General features: G+C 30.8%; 18 protein-coding genes and 2 pseudogenes. 5 read left to right on the top strand and 15 right to left on the bottom strand.

Features of this window, described 5'->3' with window-relative positions:
* Positions 1-61: 61 nt before the first annotated feature.
* From E3U55_RS14400 to E3U55_RS14375, 6 genes are all read right to left on the bottom strand, one after another.
* A complete protein-coding gene (locus E3U55_RS14400) occupies positions 62-268 on the bottom strand; it encodes a hypothetical protein (protein WP_134341185.1) in 207 nt (68 codons plus the stop codon).
* A 9-nt stretch (positions 269-277) separates the two neighbouring features.
* On the bottom strand, positions 278-1,654 hold the full coding sequence (locus tag E3U55_RS14395) for a sensor histidine kinase (protein WP_194840935.1): 1,377 nt from the start codon (positions 1,652-1,654) through the stop codon (positions 278-280).
* Between the two features lies 1 nt (position 1,655).
* Positions 1,656-2,357, bottom strand: a complete 702-nt coding sequence (locus tag E3U55_RS14390; protein ID WP_134341183.1) for a response regulator transcription factor — start codon at positions 2,355-2,357, stop codon at positions 1,656-1,658.
* Positions 2,358-2,381: 24 nt separating this feature from the next.
* On the bottom strand, positions 2,382-3,539 hold the full coding sequence (locus E3U55_RS14385) for a F510_1955 family glycosylhydrolase (RefSeq protein ID WP_134341182.1): 1,158 nt from the start codon (positions 3,537-3,539) through the stop codon (positions 2,382-2,384).
* Positions 3,540-3,621: 82 nt separating this feature from the next.
* Positions 3,622-4,332, bottom strand: a complete 711-nt coding sequence (locus tag E3U55_RS14380; protein WP_134341181.1) for a cytochrome c biogenesis protein CcdA — start codon at positions 4,330-4,332, stop codon at positions 3,622-3,624.
* Positions 4,333-4,395: 63 nt separating this feature from the next.
* Positions 4,396-5,124: an urease accessory protein UreH domain-containing protein gene (locus E3U55_RS14375; RefSeq protein WP_134341180.1), complete on the bottom strand. Its 729-nt coding sequence runs from the start codon at positions 5,122-5,124 to the stop codon at positions 4,396-4,398.
* A gap of 255 nt (positions 5,125-5,379) precedes the next feature.
* Between E3U55_RS14375 and resA the strand changes: the two genes are divergently transcribed.
* Together resA and E3U55_RS14365 are read left to right on the top strand one after the other, a co-directional pair.
* A complete protein-coding gene (gene resA / locus E3U55_RS14370) occupies positions 5,380-5,928 on the top strand; it encodes a thiol-disulfide oxidoreductase ResA (RefSeq protein ID WP_134341179.1) in 549 nt (182 codons plus the stop codon).
* A 278-nt stretch (positions 5,929-6,206) separates the two neighbouring features.
* Positions 6,207-6,728, top strand: a complete 522-nt coding sequence (locus E3U55_RS14365; protein WP_323740419.1) for an HAD-IC family P-type ATPase — start codon at positions 6,207-6,209, stop codon at positions 6,726-6,728.
* A 129-nt stretch (positions 6,729-6,857) separates the two neighbouring features.
* Here E3U55_RS14365 and E3U55_RS14360 read toward each other — a convergent pair whose 3' ends face one another.
* Both E3U55_RS14360 and E3U55_RS14355 read right to left on the bottom strand, forming a co-directional pair.
* Entirely contained in the window at positions 6,858-7,340 is a 483-nt protein-coding gene (locus E3U55_RS14360; protein WP_194840934.1) for a DUF305 domain-containing protein, read from the bottom strand.
* A 675-nt stretch (positions 7,341-8,015) separates the two neighbouring features.
* The gene (locus E3U55_RS14355) at positions 8,016-9,596 is read right to left on the bottom strand and encodes a hypothetical protein (RefSeq protein ID WP_134341178.1); all 1,581 of its coding nucleotides are present in this window, start codon (positions 9,594-9,596) and stop codon (positions 8,016-8,018) included.
* 501 nt (positions 9,597-10,097) lie between these two features.
* Here E3U55_RS14355 and E3U55_RS14350 point away from each other — a divergent pair.
* From E3U55_RS14350 to E3U55_RS14340, 3 genes are read left to right on the top strand one after another with little or no spacing between them, the layout of a single operon-like run.
* Entirely contained in the window at positions 10,098-11,591 is a 1,494-nt protein-coding gene (locus E3U55_RS14350; protein WP_134341177.1) for a tyrosine-type recombinase/integrase, read from the top strand.
* A gap of 19 nt (positions 11,592-11,610) precedes the next feature.
* Entirely contained in the window at positions 11,611-12,768 is a 1,158-nt protein-coding gene (locus tag E3U55_RS14345) for a tyrosine-type recombinase/integrase (protein ID WP_134341176.1), read from the top strand.
* An 18-nt stretch (positions 12,769-12,786) separates the two neighbouring features.
* The gene (locus E3U55_RS14340) at positions 12,787-13,755 is read left to right on the top strand and encodes a tyrosine-type recombinase/integrase (RefSeq protein ID WP_134341175.1); all 969 of its coding nucleotides are present in this window, start codon (positions 12,787-12,789) and stop codon (positions 13,753-13,755) included.
* Between the two features lie 433 nt (positions 13,756-14,188).
* Here E3U55_RS14340 and E3U55_RS17905 read toward each other — a convergent pair.
* From E3U55_RS17905 to E3U55_RS14305, 7 genes and pseudogenes are all read right to left on the bottom strand, one after another.
* Positions 14,189-14,403 (bottom strand): annotated as a pseudogene (locus E3U55_RS17905) (type IIL restriction-modification enzyme MmeI).
* A 114-nt stretch (positions 14,404-14,517) separates the two neighbouring features.
* The gene (locus E3U55_RS14335) at positions 14,518-14,931 is read right to left on the bottom strand and encodes a type IIL restriction-modification enzyme MmeI (RefSeq protein ID WP_134341174.1); all 414 of its coding nucleotides are present in this window, start codon (positions 14,929-14,931) and stop codon (positions 14,518-14,520) included.
* A 319-nt stretch (positions 14,932-15,250) separates the two neighbouring features.
* Positions 15,251-15,976, bottom strand: coding sequence for a competence protein CoiA family protein (locus tag E3U55_RS14330; protein ID WP_134341173.1), 726 nt, complete (start codon positions 15,974-15,976; stop codon positions 15,251-15,253).
* 390 nt (positions 15,977-16,366) lie between these two features.
* Positions 16,367-16,843, bottom strand: a complete 477-nt coding sequence (locus E3U55_RS14325) for a hypothetical protein (RefSeq protein WP_134341172.1) — start codon at positions 16,841-16,843, stop codon at positions 16,367-16,369.
* Between the two features lie 260 nt (positions 16,844-17,103).
* A pseudogene (locus E3U55_RS14320) lies at positions 17,104-20,883 on the bottom strand (YobI family P-loop NTPase).
* Between the two features lie 678 nt (positions 20,884-21,561).
* Positions 21,562-22,152 (bottom strand): zinc metalloprotease, encoded by a 591-nt coding sequence (locus E3U55_RS14310; RefSeq protein WP_134341169.1) that lies wholly within the window; start codon positions 22,150-22,152, stop codon positions 21,562-21,564.
* Position 22,153: 1 nt separating this feature from the next.
* Complete coding sequence (locus tag E3U55_RS14305) at positions 22,154-22,783, bottom strand: hypothetical protein (protein WP_134341168.1); 630 nt, start codon at positions 22,781-22,783, stop codon at positions 22,154-22,156.
* Positions 22,784-23,505 lie beyond the last annotated feature (722 nt).

The raw sequence follows: 23,505 nt of genomic DNA, 5'->3' as shown, positions 1-23,505 counted from the left end.
ACACACTAAAAACACATGAGAATTCAAGTTAGAACTCTCATGTGAATTATTTTTCACTAAATTATTTTCCTTGTCGTTTCATAACAATCACTAAATATACAATACCTAAAAATATAATTGGTAATCCCATCCACATGCAAAGATGTAGAAATGTTTTAAAATAAGCCTGTATTGATCCAGGCCCCCACATTGCAGTTCCTGATACTGTGAGGCAACACAACCCCATTAATATTAGCAGTGCGAATATGATCCATTCTGTCTTTTTCATAGTCCCTCCTTATTCAGCATTAGGGAAACTAACTTGAAAGCTCGTTCCTTTTCCTATTTCACTATTTACCGAAATAGTTCCATTTTGTAATTCCACCAATTGTTTTACAATTGCTAACCCTAAACCTGTACCGCCCAGCTCTCTTGAACGCGATTTTTCAACTCGATGAAACCGTTCAAAAATATATGGAAGTTCACCTTTAGGGATTCCAATACCTGTATCCTCAATGATGACATGGACTTTATTATCTTCCTGCCACACTTTTACAGAAACCGCTCCTTTTTCAGTATATCGAACTGCATTGGCTAACAAATTAATAAATATCTGTTCTAAGCGATCTTTATCAGCTTGAATAAGATGTCTATTCTCATCGACATGTTTCTTTATTACTAAGCCTTTATTTGTAGCCGCCATTTTAATTTTAGAAATAGCATTTTCTAATACTTTTGAAAGATTGATTGTTTCCATGAAAAAATCGAATTGTCCTTCTTCCATTTTAGATAAGTCAAACAAATCGCTAATTAGTCTAGTTATTCGTTCAGACTCATTTTCTATAATGGTTAAATAATGAATTCGTTCTTCTTCTGTTTGATAAAGCCCTTGTTTTAATACTTGAGAATACCCATTGATATAGGATAATGGGGTTCTTAATTCGTGTGAAATATTAGCTAAAAACTCTCTCCTATTTGAACGATACCTATTAGTTTCTACTGCAAGATTATTAATGGTTTTACCCAGAGAGCCGATTTCATCATTGGAAGGGATATTAACACTTATATTTAAATTCCCTTTAGCTATTTCACGAGTTGCTTGTTCCATTTCTAATAGTGGTCTTGACATCCTTTTAGACAACAAAAATGTAAAACCAAGTGCTAATAAAATGGCCCCCACCGCAGATAAAATGAGTAAATCTCTTATTTTTCTAATAGGTTCTTGAATTTCATCTATGGGAGCTAATACGAAAAAGCCTCCTGCAAATTGACCAGATTGAATAATTGGATAACCTGAACCTAGATAACTAATATCTGTTTGGTCATCTACAAACATTTTCTGAAGATCTTGACCTTTGGACATCATAGAGAAATCTTCTTCAGATAGGTTATTTATTACTACGCCAGAATTAATTACGATATCTCCAGATTCGTCTAATATATATATTTCTTTATTCGTCAGTTCAGCCAAATTTCTATACATATTTAGTATATTTTCATCTTGTAATGATGGAATTGTTTGAGCATATTTTTCTGATAACTCTACAATTTCATCCTCAACTTGACTATAGTAAAAGTTCGTCAATATTTGATTGGCAACATATCCTAACGGTAACAACACAATTAAAAATAACACCATAATCGTCCCGCCAAGTTTAAGAACAATTCTATTCATGTCAATATTGGTCCTCTGGTCTATTAAATTTGTAGCCAACACCCCAAACCGTTTTAACTGGATTAAAAGATAAACCTGCTTTACGGACTTTTTCACGAAGGTTTTTGACATGTGTATCCACTGCACGTAAATCTCTAAACTCTTCTGAATACCAAATTTTATCTAATAAAATATCACGAGTAAAGACCGTTTTGGGATTATGCGCTACAGTATACAAAATATCAAATTCTTTAGGTGTCAATTCTACTCGAGTACCTTTTACCCAGGTCTCTCGACTATCATAATCAATGGACAAATCATTAAAAGTTATTAATAATTTGTCAATTTCGCGATTGTCCTTTTTGCGACGTCGTAGCAAAGCCTTAACTCTAGCAACTAATTCTTCAGGTGCGAATGGTTTTATGAGGTAATCATCAGCACCAATATTCAGTCCAAGGACTCTATCTTTGACATCATCACGTGCTGTTAACATCAAAATAGGTATTTCACTCGTCTTACGTATGGTAGAACAAACCTCCCAACCGTCAATGTCTGGTAACATAACATCTAAGACCACTAAATCAAATGCATATTGATCAGCCATTTCAATCGCTTCATAGCCATCTTTTGCTTCATTTAGCTGAAATGCTTCTCTAGATAAATAAATTTTAATTAAATTCCTCATGTTCCATTCATCATCGACAATTAGGATTCTATTACCCATATATAGCCCTCTCTTAATTAACTATTAATGTGATTCAACTTCGCCCTTATCTACACTCTTCTCCCATGTTTCCCCATCATCATAAGAAATATAGATGTTTTTGGAGTTTGTAGTAAATACGAGTTCTTTTTTATTTGCAGGGTTCTGTTGAATATAAGTTATAGCATCATTACTTAAATTAGGTATATTTAATTTTTTAAATTCGTTAGTATCTAAATTAAATTGTAAAAGGTTAACCTTTTCATTCTGTGTTGATACTAGTAATTGATTTTGATGGCCAAATGATACAGCAGTAACTTTTCCTGTAACTGAAAGTTTTTCAAAATTGTCTCCATAGTCCTCCGATAAGAAAAGACCTTGGTTTGTTCCTATTACCATAACACCTTTTTTTATTGGATGAGCTGCAAGTGAAGTAGCTTGTCCACTTACTCCAGTCATTTCACTTTTACCCCATGTTTTTGTCTTATCTGATGAATAATATAATCCTGGTTGATTCATTCGAGAATTTTGTGTTGGATTAAAGACATAAATATCTTCTGTTTCATAACCTACTGTCATTCCATGAAAATCAATTTCTCCATACAAGTCAAGCTTTTCGATGGTTTGACCTTGATCTGTACTTTTGATTATTCCTAACGGATTTTTTAAATTAGAATTTGGTGAGGGGTGTCCACTACTATAAAAACCATCTTCATACATTGAGAATCCCATATAATCGTGTTTATTAGTATCTTCTGGAGCAGTCCAATGTCCATTTTTAAATACAATTAATCCATCATGTGATGGGACATAAAGTTCTTCACCACTACTTGTGTATCCAAGACCATGAATGTGTGTAAAAGTAACTTTTTCATCACCACCTAAATTTAGCATTATTAAAAAGAACAAGGTTAATAAGGAAGTAATGGCAGAGACAGTTATATAGATTTTATTTCTTTTTAACATAACCTGTGCCTTTTTACGACTTTTTTTATTTTTAAGATCAAGCTTTTTTAATGCAATTTTATTTAAAAATAACATTATTATAAAAATAATCAGTATTATTAACGAAGCTAAAAATCCAATAGACCAGTAATTCATTACACTTTCACTGGTAGTCTCTTCAGTGCTATGAGCAAATACTTTAAACGGAATCATAAACAACACAAAGTTTACAATAGATATTAAGGTTATTTTTCGCATCTTATTTATTCTCCTAAATTAGTTATTTGTAAATTAGTAATTATAATAAATTAAAATTTTGTAGAAAATATGTTTTTTCTAACTAGAAACCTGTAAAACCATTAAACAAGTATTCAGACAGGTAAGAAATGATTAAAGTCATCCAATCAAAAAATAAGAGTATCCCCATTACAATCATAGATGCTCCACCAATTTTCATAATCAGTCGATTATTCTTTTTAATCCACTTCATTTTCCCTATGAAAAATGACATGACAAAGAATGGTATTGAAAACCCAAGTACATAGGCAATCATGTAAAGCATTGCTTGATCAGGATTTGTTACACTTAAAGCAATAACTCCAGCCAAGATAGGTCCTGTACAAGGTGTCCAACCTGCTGCAAAGGCAAAGCCAATAACACTTGAACCAAGGTAGCCACTTGGTCGATCCTTAAATGTCATTCTTTTTTCTTTCATCAAAAATGAAGGTTGAAAAACTCCTAAAATAATTAGTCCTATGAGAACTATTAATATAGCACCTAGTTGTCTTACTAAGTCGTCATATATTATAAAAAGCTCACCCAAAAATGAGGTTGAGAAACCTAATGCTATGAAAATTATTGAAAACCCAATTAAAAAGAAAGTGGTGTGTAACAGTGCACGTTTTTGTAGTAATCCTTTACCAGTTTTAATTTCATCCACAGACATCCCTGTAATATATGACAAAAATGCTGGATACAAAGGTAAACAACAAGGTGAAATAAAGGACAAAAAACCTGCGCCAAAAGCTAAAATCAAACTAATATCTTCCATATTATCCCTCAATTATTAATATATTTAGGCACTTATATTAATTTATAAGCCTAATCTTTTAAATTACCAATACGTTAGAGTATCTAATATACCTAAAATAAGTAGTAGCCAACCTGCCACCCGTTGAACAACATGACCAACTTTTCTACCTCTCTTCACTAATGCTCCACCTAATTCAAAATACCAAATTAGAAAAATAGCAATCAATAATGGTATTGATGTCCCTATCCCAAAAACAGAAGGTAATACTGCACCATAAGATGTAGACAGAACGACTGGCATTAACGTCATAAAAAATAGTATGAACATAGTTGGACAAAAAGCCAAGGTAAAACTGACCCCCATTAAAAAACTACCAAGTTTACTATCTTTCAAATATCGTTCTGGAATTTTCCCCATGTTGAATGTCCAGCGCACCTTTATTAAATCGATCATAAATAGACCTATCAGAATTAACATTGGGCCAATAGCTTTTCTTATGTAAGGGATCACTAATGTTAGATTTGATTGAAATTCATTGCCCATCAACCAAACAACCAGACCTAACCCTGAGAAAACTACTATCTTACCTAATATAAATAGTAATATATGAACCCAAGGAATGTTGTTTTGAAATGAACGAGTTCCATAAATCGTAATGGCGCCTAAGTTCCCTGTAAATTGACAAGGGGCTAAGGCTCCAATTAGTCCAAGGATAAATGCTGATAATATTGGGATACCTTCCCACTGATTCATTAACTTAAAAAAGGGTTCACTTAGAAAATTACTTATATCACTAAAGAATTGGTACATAGAACTTCTCCCTCTACTTTTTGAGATATTATATTTACTTTTTTATTTTATTATTTAAATGTGGAGAAATTGTGAGGAAGACTTAAAGATTGATTTGTTCTTAAAATGTTCAAGCATTTTTTAGTAAAGTGATTAGAATAAATATATTCTTCATAAAAACCACACATTTTTAGGGTTTAATTAGAGGTATAAGAAAATTAAGCAGGGTAATGATTTAAAGAAAATTGTTTTATATTACTAAAGAGGAATGATTTTATGAATAAAAATAAAAATAAAAGGCTTGTCTTTCGAACTGTTATACTCTCTATTTTAGTAGTTGCAACTATACTTGCTCTTTATATTAATGCACAAAATAAGAACCCTATCCTTGAAGCTGGGGATGTTGCACCAAACTTTATGTTGGAACGTTTGGATAGTAACGAATCTATTCAAATAGATCAGCTTAAAGGAAAGGGTGTCATGGTTAATTTTTGGGCTACTTATTGTGAACCTTGTAAGGAAGAGATGCCATATATGGAGAAACTTTATAAAGTATATAAAGATAAAGGAATAGAGATTGTTGCTGTTAGTGTTGATAAAAACAAAATGGTTATAGAAAATTTTTATAATCGATATAATCTGTCGTTTCCATTAGTACATGACAAAAAAGGTACAGTCATGGAATTATATCAAGTCGTCCCATTACCAACATCATATTTTATTAATCCAGATGGGACAATAGAAAGAGTTGTTAAGGGAGCAATAACTCTTAATCGCCTTGAATCATATTTCAAAGAAATTTTGCCAAAAGAAAGTGAAAACTAAAGAGTAATATCACGTAGGTTTAAATTTGTGTTAGTTCTTATAACTCTCTATATCAAACTGTATAATGCTAAAACCCTTTGTCTCAATAAATGTAAACAAAATCAAACACATCACGAGCATAAGCATCATAGCCAAAGACATCATGAACATAACAATCACCGTCCTCATGAGGAACATGGCGGTCACGGACATGACCATCACCATATGATGGATGATTTCAAACGACGTTTTTACGTATCTATATTATTTTAGCGACTTTTGTCTTCCTTTATGGTGGTATGCCATTTCTTAAAGGTTCAATAGATGAACTCAAACAAAAGAATCCAGGAATGATGACATTAATAGCTCTAGCTGTCCTAGTAGCCTATATTTATAGTTCTTTCACAGTCTTTGGCCTTTCTGGGAACAACTTTTTCTGGGAACTTGCTACTTTAATCGTTATTATGCTGTTAGGACACTGGATTGAAATGAAATCCGTTATGGGAGCATCAAATGCGTTAGAAGAACTTGTTAAAATGATGCCATCAGAAGCGCATTTAGTTGATGAGAATGGTGAAACAATTGATGTCCCAATTTCGCAGTTAAAAAAAGGTAATCATGTACTCATTAAACCTGGAGAAAAGGTACCAGTTGATGGTTCTATTATTAAAGGATACTCGACAATCGATGAATCGATGTTAACGGGGGAATCAGTACCAGTTGAAAAGCAAGTAAAAGATGAGGTAATTGCTGGTTCTATAAATGTAGAAGTGTCTTTGTTGTGTCAAACTAAACACCTCATTTCAGTTACAATATATTAAAGCCTTCCTTACTCAAATTCACCACTACCTTTAAATACCTTTAATTTGTATGCTTACTTGGATAATGGGGAATTCTCTTGATTTTTATAATGTTATATTAACTGTATTCTGGTTTTACTTAAAGTAGAGCTATTCTTTCTCCTCTTCTTCTTTTTCTTCTTCGCCATTCTCTTCTATATCTTCAATTAATTTCTTCATTTCAGCAATTTCTTTTCGCTGAGCTTTTATAATTTCTTCTGACAGTTTCTCGACACGCGGATCTGTAATATTTGCACGTTCACTTGTTAAGATTGCAATTGAATGATGTGGAATCATTGCTTCCATGTAATCAACATCATCAACCGGCGCCTGGCTGCGCATTAAATACAACGAAACAGAGAAAACAATAATGCTCCCTATAAGTATTCCAATGTTCGCCTTACGATTCTTCAACATATTTCTCATGAATCCAAGCATAATGACAGCCATTGTGGCCCCCATAAGTAATGCCATATATGTTCTTGTCTCACTAAAAAAGACATGATCAAATTTAAAAGTACTTAGATACTTAAAGATAAACATTACGATTGTAGAGGTTATAACCATTGCTGCAAACCTTACATACATTTTCATTCTATCACTCCTTTTCATTTTTTAATTCCCTTCTTAATAATCCTTTACCCTTTATATGGGAAGGAATAAACAGCCGCAAAATTTTAAAATTAAATTAAGTACTAGTATTTATTCTTATGGATTACGTTAATTAAAAACAAAGAAAATTGAATTCACATACCCTTTTATGACGTTAAATAGAATATTAGAATTAAAAAATGAGCATTCCATATGAAGATATAGAACGACTAGGAATTTTGTTCTTATAATATTAAAAATTAATGTGTGCACTATTAAAATATACCAAAGACAGTTACAAATATAATTTCAAAACTATATCACAAATAACATTGTAAAAAGCATTTTCATTCTTTTTTTTAGTTGTAACCCTTGGAAACAAAGAGATCCAACATTTTCGTTATTTTCTAAATATAGCTACCCTGCTTAGTTGGAAGATTTATAGCCTCAGTTAATTTGAACTACTACCCTTTTTATTTTATTATTACAGAGTTAATTGTTTCGATATGTATAAAAATGTAAATAGAAGCGCAAAAAAATATACCTGGTTGAAATGGTCCTAAATTCTACTCAGGTATTAGGGGTATTGATAAAGTGATTGGTCTCTTATTTAGGGACTCGGTATTGTTAATCACAGCACGAATAAGCCGTTAGTCTTTTGTTTTTAAAGACAACAGCTTAATTTGCTAACCAGTCATAGTAAATCTCCTCGAAATGTTTCCTCCTGGCAATTTTTTCTTCTGTGTTTACTTCTTGGTATTGTTCTCTGTTTAATCGTTTCTTCTTTTTGCTTATGAAAGTAACTACTTTTTTGATAACTTTTGTCGTATGTTCAATTCTTTTTTTCTTAGAAATTACCGATTTTTTAGCTAAATCTACAATCAATTCGTCCATTTTATCTTGTGAAAAATACATCACCGAAGGGCTTAGGCCGTTCTTTTCGCTTTCTTCTATGTATTTAATTTTAATTTCTTTTCGGTGTGCTTCGTATATACCTTGAACAGATTGTTGTAGACTTAACCAAGGTTCTTTTGAATAGGTATCTTCAATTTTTATCGAGTCATAAGCTTGTTGAATCAGTTGGATATCTTGGTCAATAAGTATTTTGTGTTCCTCTCCTGATTTAGAAATGTAATACTCTATTAATCTAGGAATATGGGTTTTAATAAACTTATAACCAATTGCCGCAATTGACCCTCTCTCCCCTATTGTGGATTTCAGCGCACCTAATAATACCTTCTTAATTTCTTCTAAAATATAGAAATCTTTTAGGTAGTTTGCTACTTTATCTAGGATATCGTAATATAAAATATCTGATTTTTTCTCCTGAAAATATTTTTTAATCGATTGACGGTATACCGCTAGACCAGCTTGGCCAAATTCTTCTATTAAATCATTTTTCTCTTTAATCATATAATAATACGTATCGATTTTGATATCTTGATGGAACATATTATTATCATTAGCTAACTGGCGCAATTCAGTTTCGTTAGCAATATTAGGTACTACATCTTCATTAAAGACTTCCTTAGTTAAACTTAGACTAATTGCATGATTAGAAGCGTGATGTTTACTTGTGCGTTTTTTTCTATTATTAATAAAACCGCAATACTTATCGAAAAGTTCTTTGTGTTCGTTGTTATTTTTTTCAACCTCTAAGAAGCCATACTGCTCCCTTGGAATCCGGACACTAATTAGTCCTAAATCAATTAAGGCGAACAAGTCATTGCGCAGTTGAGTATAACTGAGATGGTTTTGAAGGCCCGTTTCGTGCTGTTTATGAAATTTATAAAGTTTATCCTGGAGTTCACTTTTATATAAGTTTTCAACTAATACTTTATTAGGTGTGTTGTTAACATTTGAAGTAAGGATATATAAGAATAAGCGTAGCTGATTTAAAGTTAAGTTTAAAAATTTACTACTAGTTAAAATCGGTAAATTCTTTGTATATGCAGTTTCCCCTTTAGATGAGACATGAAAATGAGAAACAAAACATCCATTTTCATAGGTTAATAGTTTCTTATTGTTGTATGTTGTTCGAAGTAACTCATTAATAGCTCTGTCCAAAGTACGGCGCTGACACTTTATCCTGTTCTTAATATCTTCTCTATCGAAATGTATACGACCATCATGGTCTATATAAGGGGTTAAGAAAATGATTAAGTGAATAGAAGTCTTTGAAAGTTCTACTTTGTTTTTCGCAATATCTTTTAATAACTTTCGATCTAGCTTAGCTGGTGAAACGCTGAAATTTGTCATCTTCATCCCTCCTATTTTATATCAAAAAAATACACCGAATGAGACCTGCTTTTCTTACAGGCCTACATACGGTGCTTCCGTTTTGTAATATTCTATTATGTAAAATATTATTAAAAAATTGTAATCAAATTTATTTGTTCTGTACGGAAATTAAATCATATTTCATATACCCTGTCAACAGAATTTCAAAAACTGACTAAATATGTTTTTCTTAACCTCTGAGTTAATTACTATGTCATTTTAGAATAATTGCCATTTATACTAAATCCTATCTAGATTCTGACAGACAGGACATTCTTTTGGCTATAATAGAAAGGGCTTTAAAATTTTTTACTTCTAATTGCTATTACGATGATCAAGTGATACGATTAAATTAAGAAATTATATAATAATTAACGAAACCTACGAAGAAGCACTTCGAGGGATGTGAAGAGGAGTAGACTCTACTCCATTTCAGTCTTTCGACGTGCTTCTTTTTTTGGTTTGAAAGGATGATTGCATATGGCAAGAAATACCCCAAATAGGGGTGGCCTCCTCCCTGATATATCAAGGTTAAATGAGGAAGCGAAAGATGATTCGTTAAATGCTTCTTTAACGAAATCCTTTTCACTTAAAAGTATAGAAACACTCTTACTTGGTAAGTCTATTACAAATAAGAGCCGATGTCTATACGAAGGGAATGCGGAAACATTGTTAGAAAATCTTTCAATTGATGATTGTTCAATCCAAGGTTATATAGGTCCAGATGCAATAAATGATGAAATTTGGAACCTAGAAATTAAAAGGTCGATTAACGCATTACCAATCTTAAGATTCATTGAATGTAAAAAACATTTAGCCCCTTACTCTTTCCTTAAGATAGTTGAAGTCATGACCGAACTAAGTAATTATCATCACCTGAAATATCAAAATGAGGAGGCGACAAAAGAGGATTTTAAAGATTTAAGTTTATATACTTACATCATTAGTAACTCCACTCAACCGAATTATGTAAAAGATGTATTGCTTCAGTTTCATAAGTTGGCTATTGATCCATTTTATAAAGAAGATAACGTCGTCTTATGGGAAAGAAAAAAAAGGACTGTACAAGACTTTCAACATCCAACTTACAAAAGATATATAAAATATTTACTTAGAAATAGAATCTTACCTCAAACCGAAAGATCCTATCAGGGTATTTTGAAACGGTTCTTCATTTGGTTAACAACCATTTTGGAAGAATTTAAATCTTACAATATGAACGACGTTCCAATTTATAAAATTAAGAGAGAACACTTACAAGATTACAAGCGCTATTTGTTAATTCAAGTAAAGCATGGCAATCGCTCATTAAATAAGGCTAGTGATGACCTATATGTTATTAAGGATTTCTTTCAACATTTGTATCAAAATAAACAGGTTTTACAGGATATTACTCAACAAATCGGAGCCATTAAACAAAAAAAATATCATTATCGAGACCTTCCTAACAAAGAAGAATTAATGCAATTTTTTAATACTGTTGAGTTATATGCCGAAGACCCACTAACAGATGGCTTAGCATTTGGATTTCTTTATAACAATGGGCTTCGTGTTAGTGAAATGGCTAACCTTCAATGGGAAAATGTCAACCTAGAAAGAAACACCATATCTTTAAAACGAAAAGGCAATAAATCGTGTGTCATCTATATTCCTTCTATTCTGCGTACAAAATTAAAACAACTTTTTGAAATGAGGAAGGATTACACCTTTGTCTTTAGTGAGAAACCAGAAAGTTTTAAGAAAAAAATTCGCGAACATTACATGGTTTATGCAAAATTAGCAGGGTGGACTTTTCCAAATAACGTTCATATTTTTCGACATATATTTATTACCTATCTAACGGAAAACAATTGTTCACCTCAAGCTTTAAAAGAACTTGCAGATGTTGAGAACTTAGAAACATTAAGCTACTACTTTCACCGTTCAGAAGAAAGGTTGATCGATGAAGTTAATAAACTCGATTTAAATTTTTAATTAGAGAGGAAGGATTCATGTGACTATAGAAAGAGAATCTAAAACTAAGAAAATCTCAGAAGGAATCGAATCGCTAATATTTGAATATGGATTGGATAACGTTCAATCGATTATTGAACAAAAAATCACCTTATCCGAAAAAAAAGAAGAAAATCCAAAAAATGAGTTATCGTTAGCAGATGGAAAGACCATTTATTTGAAGAGTGATACTTTTTTTATGCTAAAAGAGACTTCTCAAAAAACTTACCAATCGGACTTGAATCACTTTTTGGAGAATGCTAAGACTCGCCTCAAAAAGAAATCGATATCTACTATCTCGATACTTGACGTTTTTGCACCACGTTATTTAAAAGAATATGTAGGTCAATTTAACAATTCTTATACAAAAGCTCGAAAATGTGCCTTTCTTCGAAGCTTTTTGCAGACAGTCTACCCGGAGTATTATGAAGAAAAAAAAGCTCATTTAAAAAGAGCCTTAAAAGTAAGTTTTAAAAAGTCATCAGCACCAAAAGCCTTTAGCAAAATTCAACTAGCAGAATTAATCGCATTATCAAAGCTTGGACCAAATGGGATGAGGAACCATGCCATTTTATGGGTGTTATTTGGTAGCGGAATTCGAATTTCGTCGCTTATCCATTTGAAAATAGGTGATATTAATTTCAAAAAACAATCCCTTCGAATTATTGCCAAAGGCTATGATGAAGATGAAGAAATAATAGCAAAAATTAATAAATTAGCGCTAATGATTTTAAAAGAATATCTTGATTTCACATATGAATATGCTCAATTCGATATGCCTAAAGAAGAATACAATAACTTATATGTTTTCTCAAAAGATGGAGGAGTTTCTCCCTTATCAGCAAGAGCCGTTCAAATTGTAGTGAAAAATTTAGTACTTAAAGCAAAATCCATTCCAGAATATATTAAGAAAGAAAAACGCTCCAAAAAACGAGGTTCCAATCACTTTGGTCCACATTCCATAAGGCACTCTTTTGCGGTGTATGCGTTGGAATCTGGGGTAGATATCTATACTATTTCTCGATTATTGAATCACGCTTCCCTAAGTTCAACAGAAAAATATTTAGATTTACTTGATCATCAGCTAAAAAGTGCAATTGAAAACCATCCATTTGCAAACAAAGAATTTATAAAGTTACAAAACACTGTCAATAAATAAAAAGGAGGTATTGAAGTCATGTCAAATAATATTCTGTTGAGAACAGAAGAATATAATTTTTGGAAAGAAAATTGTGATGTCTCAGAGGCATCCATAAAGAAATACACAACAGGATTAAAAAAATTTGATAAGTTTTTACAATATTGTGGCTTTAAAGGCGAATTAGATTTTGATCGCTTTTTCTATGATAGCCAAATTAATGAGTACGCCCCTATTGATAAAACATTTATTGATGAATTCATTGATTATCTAATTGATAATGGTGCGAACACGCAAAAGCTATATGACACGATTACTGCTATAAGAAATTATTTTAACTTTTTAGAAACAATGGATATGATTAAACATAATCCATTGAAGTATTACAGAAATCCATATTATGAACGTAAACTTAAAGACCGATCGATATCAATTAACGAGTCACGCAAGCTTTTAGATGCAGCATTACAAATGGATAAGTTTCACAAAATGTATTATGTTATGATTTTACTTCTTTTAACTACTGGTTTAAGGAATAGTGATTTAAGGAAACTTAAAATATCTCAAGTTGATTTTGAAAAAAAATTAATTGTAATTGAAGATTCTAAGGGCGAATTTGCGAGTGTTCATATGACACGTTTACTTACTAAAGAATTGAAGCAATATGTGTTACATCCATTTTGGCAAGAATGGGCATCCGGAGAAAATAAAGTGCTGTTTTTTGATTCAGAAACAATGAAACCATACAACATAAATAAATTCACCAAATTAATCAAACAAATTGCCTTATCATCAAATATACAAAAGAATGTAACACCCCATACCCTTCGATACACAACGGCTATGATTTTACTTGAAAGTGGCTTTAATTTAAAGATGATCCAGCGACAATTAAGGCATAAAAGACTTGCTACAACTCTAAGGTACTTAAAAATGACTCCACAATATACTGAATATCAAGAGAGCTTGATGAATGATGATAACCAAGATCATGAGGATAAGGAATAGTTTATAAAAAAGAAACACCGTTATTGTTATAAGCAAGAATAACGGTGTTTCTTTTTGATTAGACACTTTTTTATAAACATAATGATAACTATGAGAGCCTTTAAACAAAGTATAATAAATTTCTTTTATTAATCTAATAGGTATTACTAGCATCTTTTTGTTCAATTATTAAATAAATAATGTCCTCAATCGTCTGTAACACCATATAGTAGTTATAAATTAAATTTTAAGTTTTATCCAAACACCAATCAACTCCTCTCTCACCAAATAGCACAACATCGAAAACTAACCTTAAACAACCAAGTTTGTCTATTTTTTTAAATTATTACATCACACTATAATCACTTAATGATAGTAATACTGAAATGATAAAGCCTAAGGTGAATAAAAGGGTTAATACACGGGATTAAACGGATAAAGTAAAACCTCACTTTTATGGTATATCAATGGTTGCTTCTTTGTATTTTTCGAATAAAAAGGCCACTCGATCATTATCAGTTTTAAACGTTTTTCCATAGGCTTTTTCCACTGCTCTATCTAATCCTGATGAGCTTTTAATAAATCTGAAGGAGTAGCAATAGGATCATAGAGATCGGCAAGTGAGCTCTCAGGATAACTTGTTCGTATATCAAGAATTTTTTGCGCCATCTTTTCAATAGCCTGCTTTTGTTTTTCCGATGGATTCGGAAAAACAAAGTTGTTATACACCAATGTGTTCGAGTAACGATAGTCTCCCTATAATCGACCAGCTACCGTACTCACTCAAGCCATGTGCATGGTAGATTTTAATATTCCGAATATGTACTCATCAGCATCTTCAATCTGGTAGGCTGAATCACTGCAAATAGTTGGATATTCATAATACCCGATTGGTATAAACTTGCGGTTTTCTGATGTTACCCTTGGGATTATTAAGATGTCACTATCCGTTGTTCTACCCTCGGTTAATCGAGTTGGAAAGTCAGCCCATTTACGTGTAGCTGCTTTTTTACTTTCCAGTCTTATTTCCCTCACAGCTTCTACTCGTTTCATGACATTGGGCATTTTTCGCAATTCTTTTGGTGGACAATTCGCTAAATACAAGCAAAAACGCTGAAAACCATTTACTAACTCACGAGCACCAATCCAAGGTCTAAAATATTTATCGGATAAGTTTTCTATTGATATAAACTGCACTGGTTCTTAATTCCTTGCTTACTTCAATTAAATCAGTTTTTACTTCTTCATTTTCGATGTTCTCTTTAGTATAAACTACTGGGTTAAGATATCTATCAGTATAAAAAACAATTTTATGAGCGATATCAGCTATTTGAATCTATTAATTTTTTTAGAAAAAATTAATCTTAATTTATAGAGGGAATTATTGTGTAAAGGGGGAATCATATTGAGTTCTGGTTTTAGTTTAGTAACATTTGTTACTACAGTTCTTGCTGGTGTAAGTGTATTCATCATAGGACAATTTATATTAAAATTTATATTTGATCCAATTTCTCAATTAAAGTGCGATTTGTTCCTTTGAATATTCATCTGGAGTGTATATTCTTTCAAAATTATCAACAATGGAAGAGATATTCATCTTGCTCTCACATCGCCAACATTCTCCTTGAATAATGTAGAGATAAGACTTAATAGCATGGTCGCCACAACGATTACATTTTGGGCTCAAACAAACATCTACAGAAGTTGGTTTTAAAACTTCATTTTGAAGAATGTCAAAATCGGAAACGTCTGTAAGCTTAAATCTTATAAGCGCTACTTTATTTTCAATGTAATAGTTTAACGTACTTTCTTCCGGTTCATGAGTAACTATAATTTCAATTGCAATAATTAATTTATCATTCTCGTCTAGTAATGAAATATCCGGTCTACACGGGCCGAATGACTTCTCTATTTCTACTCGCTTTGTTTTATTTAATACGTTGCGTTGATGTAACTCTCCACAAATATCACAATTCCAATGTATAATTAACTCTTTCGATCCCGTTAGTGACTCATCAATTCGGTTATATAATAGCTTCTTAAATCCTATATGTAGTGCTGATTCCGAGGAACAATTTGATTCATCAGATTTATGAAAGAAATGAGCTCTTTTTTTTCCTTTTCTTCTCCTCATAACACTGCCACAACCAATACAATAATAGTCTTGACGTGGTGTAGCTTCATTTGCTAGAACAATATTATGAGTATTATCTGTTGCTAAAGGGTATTTCAAGTCTACCAAAATGATAAAGCCTCCTTCTAACTGCATCTATATTATTGTTAGCGAAAGATCTGTATTTACCGTTTTTTAATTATAAAGTATTTATTATTTCAATTTGACCATCATCAGTCGTATTGATGTAATAGTAAAATAATGCTCTATTGCATACTTCGACATTATTTGTAAAAATCCTCCAAAAATATATTATCCAAAAATTTCGTTATAGGTTATGAAATAAATAATTAAGTTCAAAAAATACCCGCTCTATCTTTTTTAGAATAGGAGAGGGTTTAATAACTTCAAAAAACCACTATACTAAGTAATAGCAACAGAATTATGGAGATAAAATTAAAACAACATAATGGGTATTATAAGAACAATTCATTTATTTAACTTAATGTTTAGTAATTTTTAAAGTCTAATCTTTAAATAATGTTTAATTTCATTTCTTCTCTCCTCGATTTTTTCGTAGATCTTATAGTCATGATCTTTTCCAATCCATAAGGAATTTGATAGTCCAATAATATTACTTTGTACTTTATTTAAATCATACAGTTTTGGTACAATTCTAAAAAAAGCAAAAAAGTTATAAAAAGGTACGGCTTGTACTTTAGATGATAACCTACTAGCGCTTGTTCTCAATTCCATACTTACTTCTATCATATCCGCTTTCATTTCTTCATTTTCGATGTTTTCTTTACTAATTACTACTGGATTAGAATATCTATTAGCATAGAAAACCATTTTATGAGCGATATCAGCTATTTCAAGCTTTAATTGAGAAATTGGATCAAATATAAATTTTAATATAAATTGTCCTATGATGAATACACATACACCAGCAAGAACTGTAGTAACAAATGTAACTAAACTAAAACCAGAACTCAATATGATTCCCCCTCCACAAAATTAATTCCATCTTTATATTAAGAATAACTTTTTCTAAAAATATCCTCCATATTTACTACTACCTGCTTTTATATAACATACTAAGACAATCACAAGTAAAAACCATACAATTTAAAAGAAGTCCTATAGATATTTTTTAGAATTAAGTAGTTTTCTTTATAGAAAAGGATATCCAAGAAGCAACGCTTTTTGAATATCCAAAATACCCATGAGCAAGCATCATCTGAATTCCTGTACAATTATATTGATGCTAAAATATCTGACCTATCACGACCTATTGCACGAAAAAGCTCTGTGTTATTTTCATCAGTATAAAAAGTTGTTATCCATTTCCTTTCTTTGAAATTATCTAAAATGGTCTCGTTAACATCGTTTATTTCGAATGTAGGTCTTTTTCTTTCAAATAAGCTCAGAAAATCTTCCATTTGAAGGGTTCTAAGTGATTTTACTACTTGTTTTTTGCTCATGTTCGGTAAATGCTGTGCAAACAGTTCCTTTTTAGTTTTCATTTCGAGTTGTCCTTCCAAAAACAGTTCTACGAGTAATTCAAAAGGTACTGAATATTGTTCAGTTATAATATCTTCAATACTTTGGATTGAGATGGTTTTTATAGCATCCACAATAGTTTTATTTCTTTCATGAGGGTAGTTATCTAGCAAAAGTGGAATATCTTCTCCATTAAGATTATTTTCTAAAATGTGTAATTTAACTGAGTCAGAGTAATCCTTCTCCTTTAATGTGATTACATCGGATGAGAATTTAAGCAGACTGATTTTATATTTATCCTCTACATTTTTATCCAATAAAGAGAGTACTTCATCCATTTCAAAGTTCTCTTCGTTAATCACATCTTCCGTGTATTGACGAATATTATGTTTAATGAAAAACAATAACAGACTTCTGTAGCTCTCTCTCATAAAAATAAGGTTTTCCTCTGTCATACGCAATGTATTAATTTTTATGAGGATTTGCATTTTGTCTTCTTCAATCTCAGTATTAGAAAACGCATTATAATGTCGGTCAAAAGTTTTTAGTATCGATTCGTATCTTTCATTTGTTAGTTCATTATTATTCACTAATGCTTTAAAGAACTTAGATGCGGAGTTTTCTCCAAATGTATTGTCGATAGATTTCGATTCAAACTCTAATTGACAATCAGATTCGTTTACAAAGTCAATCAAATACGAATCTAATTCGTGATGGAAAAAATAATTTAAAATATTGTTCTCAGAATATTCAACTACCTGTTCTTGTAATAGTAAGGCCCAAATATCAATATCTTTGACACTATCGATATGTTGTATGACTGTATCTAAATAGCGAATATAAGCACTTTTATCTTTTGTATCAACCTCAGTATGATTAATTATTGACAATGCGACAGATTCTTCGTCTGTAATACGCTCATTACAATTCTCCAAAATTTCTTTAATATAATGATTAAAATTGCTATTGACATATTGAGCTAATGGTTCGTCCTGCTCAGAAATAACCAATGTAAAATTTTTATTTTTAAAATCTTCGCTTTTAACCAATCCATAAGCTTTTTCTAGCATTAAACAAATGTTGTTAAATGTCAGTTTGTACAAATTGTTATGATATACTTCTTGAAATAATCTAATGTTTGATTCTGCATAATTAATCCACTCAAATTTAACTCCTAGTAAAGAAAAACCAGCAATCAACTTTTCAATATCTGGTGATTCAATATCAAGGAAATCATGGCTATTGGATATAAAATTTGTTAGATTATTCCTCTTATTTAGATGTTCTATAACTACATCTGAAGAATAATACAAACTATAAACAGAGTATTGTTTTTTTTGATTATGACTAAAATCACTCTCATCTATAATACTTTGAAAAATGGTCGGCCACATTTTATTTATCTCTTCGATAAATAACTTCAATTCTTTATCTTTGCCAAGATCTAAAAATCCACCAATAAATTGAAAATTTTTTGTTTCCTTTAACTGCTCAAGGAAACTACTTAGATACTTAGCATTAATAGATTTTGTTATTAATAAGTGGTTCAATAAATCAAAATTAAGGATTTCAGCATGATAAAAATGACTAAGCCTCAATCTAGAAATTACCTTATCAGGATCATTGAGTGAGTATGAATAGTCTTTTGGTATTTGATCTGTAACACTTAATAAAAAATTCTTATCGACTCGATTTAGGCTATTTTCGTAGAAATATGTCATATAATCTGAATAGCTCTCATCGATGTAACCGTACCGCACCAAGTATTTAATCAAAGGAAAATAATTACTTCCTTTAATTTCATTAAACTGATTTTCATCACCAATTTCATTCGTATAAGAAATGCTAAAAATGTTATTTATATTATCTTTGCTAATAAATTCCTTTAATTTTCTATTTTGTAAAGTGCTCTTTTGTTTTATTAACTCTTGCAATGTAGACTTTAGTTTTTCAATTTGATTGCTACTTTTTCTTTCAATAGCACGCTTACGCTTAATATATTCTGGATTTTGTTCTAACTTCTCCAATTCAGATGTTATATTTAAAGTCGATACATTATATCCATTATTAACACGTACATTTATATTTGTAGGATTATCCTTCATTTCTTTGATCAATTGTGTTTGGTTATTAAATTCGGAAATAGACTTGTTCCCCACGGAAGTTATTTGTGGATGAAATTTAAAATATATAGCATCCAGTTCATTTATAGATTCAAGCATTTCATCTTCTGATGAAAGAATCATTTCTTCTATTTCACCAATTTTAAGATTTAACCTTTTTACTTCTTGCTCGATGAGTGAAGATTTTGTATTAAATAAGGTAAACATAAAGCCCTTTCTTAGGTGCAAATCACTAAAATCTTTTGGAAATATATTTTTATAGACGACAATACCCAAGAGTTTATTAATGTCTAAATTTAGTAATGCTGAATCTGATTGTACTTTGTTTTGCTGCTCTGTTTGTGATTCATTCTCCTTAGACAAGATACGATCATGGTAAATAATAAATTCGTTATAAATGTTTTTTAAAATTCTCATGTCATCAATATATAATGAAAGTTCGCTAAGGAATTTTTCATCGAATCAGTCGAATATTCCACCTTCTTTAAAATGATCAATTAGCTGGTCGTATGAATTAGACCCATCAATAACTGGAATAATTGGAAGAATGAAATCAAAAAACTTTGTGCGATCTTTTGAAGTGAAAATATCATCCCTTAATAGATAAAAGAATCTAATGGGAGGTTTATTACCTTCAAATTTTTTATTATTAACAAGTGTATTTATTTCCCTTAACTTCTCAAATATTTCATTCGCATTAAATCTATCGATATCTTCGAAAACAATTACATCTGCGTTAGAATGTTCAAAAAGATATAATACTTCATTAAGATATTTGTCAAAAAAAGAATCATCCTTTTCTTCAAATATCTCAATCTCATTTCCTTGTAATTTGAGTCTTTTTAAAATATTTTTGTTTTTTTGAAGTATGATTAAAAAATGTGTTGCTAATCCAACGATTAAAAAACAAACTAATCCACTAAATAGTAATGTAATATTACTTGTCGTCCACATTAATGTGTTTTTTAGCCATGTTTCTTTTAACGTAGGAACAAATGAAGACCATCTATTAAAAGAGTATATATAATAAACAAGCATTAGAAATATGGTAAAAATTATAGAGCTAAAAGCAATCTTCTTTGGTTTAATTTTTTGTTTAACTTTAAATTTAGTCTGAGGAATTTTATTTTGTTTAATCTGATGAATTAACTGGTTTAGTATTTTCCCTTCTAAGATAGCGTTATCCTTTGAAGAGTTATTTGAATATATTTGGGTAGTTTCTTCAATTGATGAGTTTTCCGATTGTGTTTCAGGAAAATGTGCAAGTGAAATATGTAAATATCGTTTATCAGTAGATTTAAGCTTGTAAGACTCGATTATACTGCTTTTTCCCGCACTATATGGACCAGATATTGCTACATTTTTAATATCATTATTTTCAAATACAAAATTTAGTGCATCATCATACATTTTTAATTTAGCATTCTTAATTGGGGTTAGTTTTTGGAATTTATTTATTATTTTACCTTTTTCATCTTGTTTCAATTATAAACCTCCTTATGTTCCCATAATCGATATTATAGGTATTTGCCAAATGAAGGTGCAGTACTTTTAAGGACAAATCCATGAAACATACCCATCTTCCTAGTGATTTCACCCACACTATACACCATTCGACATTTATTGTTAAATTCCTCCATATTTTTGAGCAAATTGATGTATTAGGTTTTTTAGTCTTTTGGTTCATAGCCTAAAGCTGGACACAACATTAAGCTATTAAAATGTTATTCAAAACTTCAACTAACTTACTCTTTCTCAATTACTGTATTATCTTGTGTTAAGGCTAACGATGGAATTCACTTTCATATGAATGGTGGGCACATTAATATAGAATTTAATTTTTTATCTTATGAAAACATTGATCATGGAGCATAAAAATATTTCCAAGAAATGTAGGTTTGAATTCGTTTATCTAATCTTCAATAGATAATCTCCCACTATTTTAAATACAAGAATCCTATCATCTCTAAGAGACGATAGGATTACTTTTACTGTATCACTCAAATGCTACTGAATTGTGTTAATCACTAAACTTTCAAAGATTTACTAATGTAAAGATTATAAACTAATCAACTTTATCATAATTTATTATTTCACTGCTTCTTTTGCACCTTCTATATCTTCAAATTGAGGATACTTTACTTGTACGCCGTCACTACCGAACATTATTTTATCTATATTCATATAATTCTCCAAATCAACAAGTCCTATAGTATGACCCATTTCATGAGTAGCAATGCCGTTTCTTTCAGTAAATTCATAATTATTCATATGATATTCATTATAATACATAGTCCATACTTCTTTGTGATTATTGTTAGTTGAGGATGTATATACACTAGCTACAGAACTAGTATTTGGGTCATTATATTGCTTTATAATATTTGGAGAAGAGCTTGAATATGATATATCAACTACACCTGTCATATTCCATCTACCAGCCGCTGTTTGAGAATAATTTTTATATTTATCTTCCAAATCAGTAGAGTATTTATAAGTAATAGAACTTGTGCCTGCATGACCATCGGTATAGTTACTACAATATACTTTCCACCCCATCGTTTCACTTCCGCCGTTGCAATACTTACTCCCGTGAGCAAACGAAGATATATTAAATGTAAATAGTATCATTGTAACTAATAGTAAAAAAGGAACAAAATATTTCATTACTGTTTTCATATTATTCTCCTTTCGGTCCAGCATTGACTTTACTTTTAATTTCTTTCATTAGTAGTCTCTTATCTAGAATTTGAGAAGGTCTAAAGTCTTCTGTTTTTTCTAGCGCTTTATTTGATAGTTCGGTGGCCTTTATGGAGTTTAATGCATTATAGTTATAAGCTAATTTGACTACAATATTATTATTTATCTCTTTATACATGCCAGCTTCCTCGCCTTGAATCCAATAATCACTCTTATCAGTGCCTACAGTTTCTCTAAGTAATAAAATATAGTTTTCACCTTTTTTGAACAAAGCGTTATTATTAAAAGAAAATTTACTATTACCTTGTTGATCAATTCGTATATAATTATTAAGTAAACTATCATCGCCTTTAATAACGTCATTAATACTTACTTTAAAAGTTGTTTTTGGTGAGGGCTCATTTCTTTCACCAATCTTTTCAATCACAGTTATGTTAGCAATTAAATCCGCCTTTTCTATCGATTCCGAAAATGGTAGAACTTCCAAAAAAGAATTGATATTACCCACTTTTTCATTTTTAGTATTTTCAGATTCAGAATTATTACAGGCACTCAACATAAATGCAACTAAAATAGTAATCAAACAAAAAAGAATAAAGTTTTTCTTCATACCATACCTCTCCTTTTCTTTAAGCGTAAAACTTAGTAGCTCCTATCTAGAAGGTTCAATTCACTTCCTTTTTATACCATTTTAAACATTATATAACAAATAACCCCAAATTTAAACCCTATTGTCTAAATAAAATAAATAATTAAAATATTCAAATATTCTATTTATATGTTTTATTATCTATGAAATAGAATCACCGCTAATTAAATATGCCTTAAATAAGTTTAAGTGATAATAAAACCACACTATTCCCCAAAAATGTTTTGACAAGCGGATTGAAAGTCTGCGATTAAGTGAACATTTGAAAGAAGAACGAATCTGCCGAGGGAGTTTAAGTACACTTCTTCTTCATAATTTTATAATTGATTTCCATGTTACTTAGTGCTATTTATTAATTCAAAAAGACATTTCCCATGGAAAAACAAAAAAGAATAGGCATTTAATAACGGGTTCCGTTACCTATCGGAAAACTCTATTTTGCATAGTAAATTACAAGTAAAAATGTTTATTAAATTGCACCGCAAAATTCGGTGCTTTTTGTATAAAAAAATGGTTCAGTCCATAAAGAACCGAACCAAATATAATATTTAATTTTTATGTCCCTTCTTCATACGAATAGGTAAGGGTTTGAAGTTATCGCCCCCTTTTCCCCTCGTTCACACCGTACGTGCGACTTTCACCGCATACGGCGTTCCAACTAATTCAATTCATTCGTTCCTATG

Origin of the sequence: Filobacillus milosensis, from assembly GCF_004402015.1 — a bacterium.
In the GTDB taxonomy this organism is placed as follows: domain Bacteria; phylum Bacillota; class Bacilli; order Bacillales; family Alkalibacillaceae; genus Filobacillus; species Filobacillus milosensis.
This window is presented reverse-complemented; position numbering and strand designations above follow the sequence as displayed.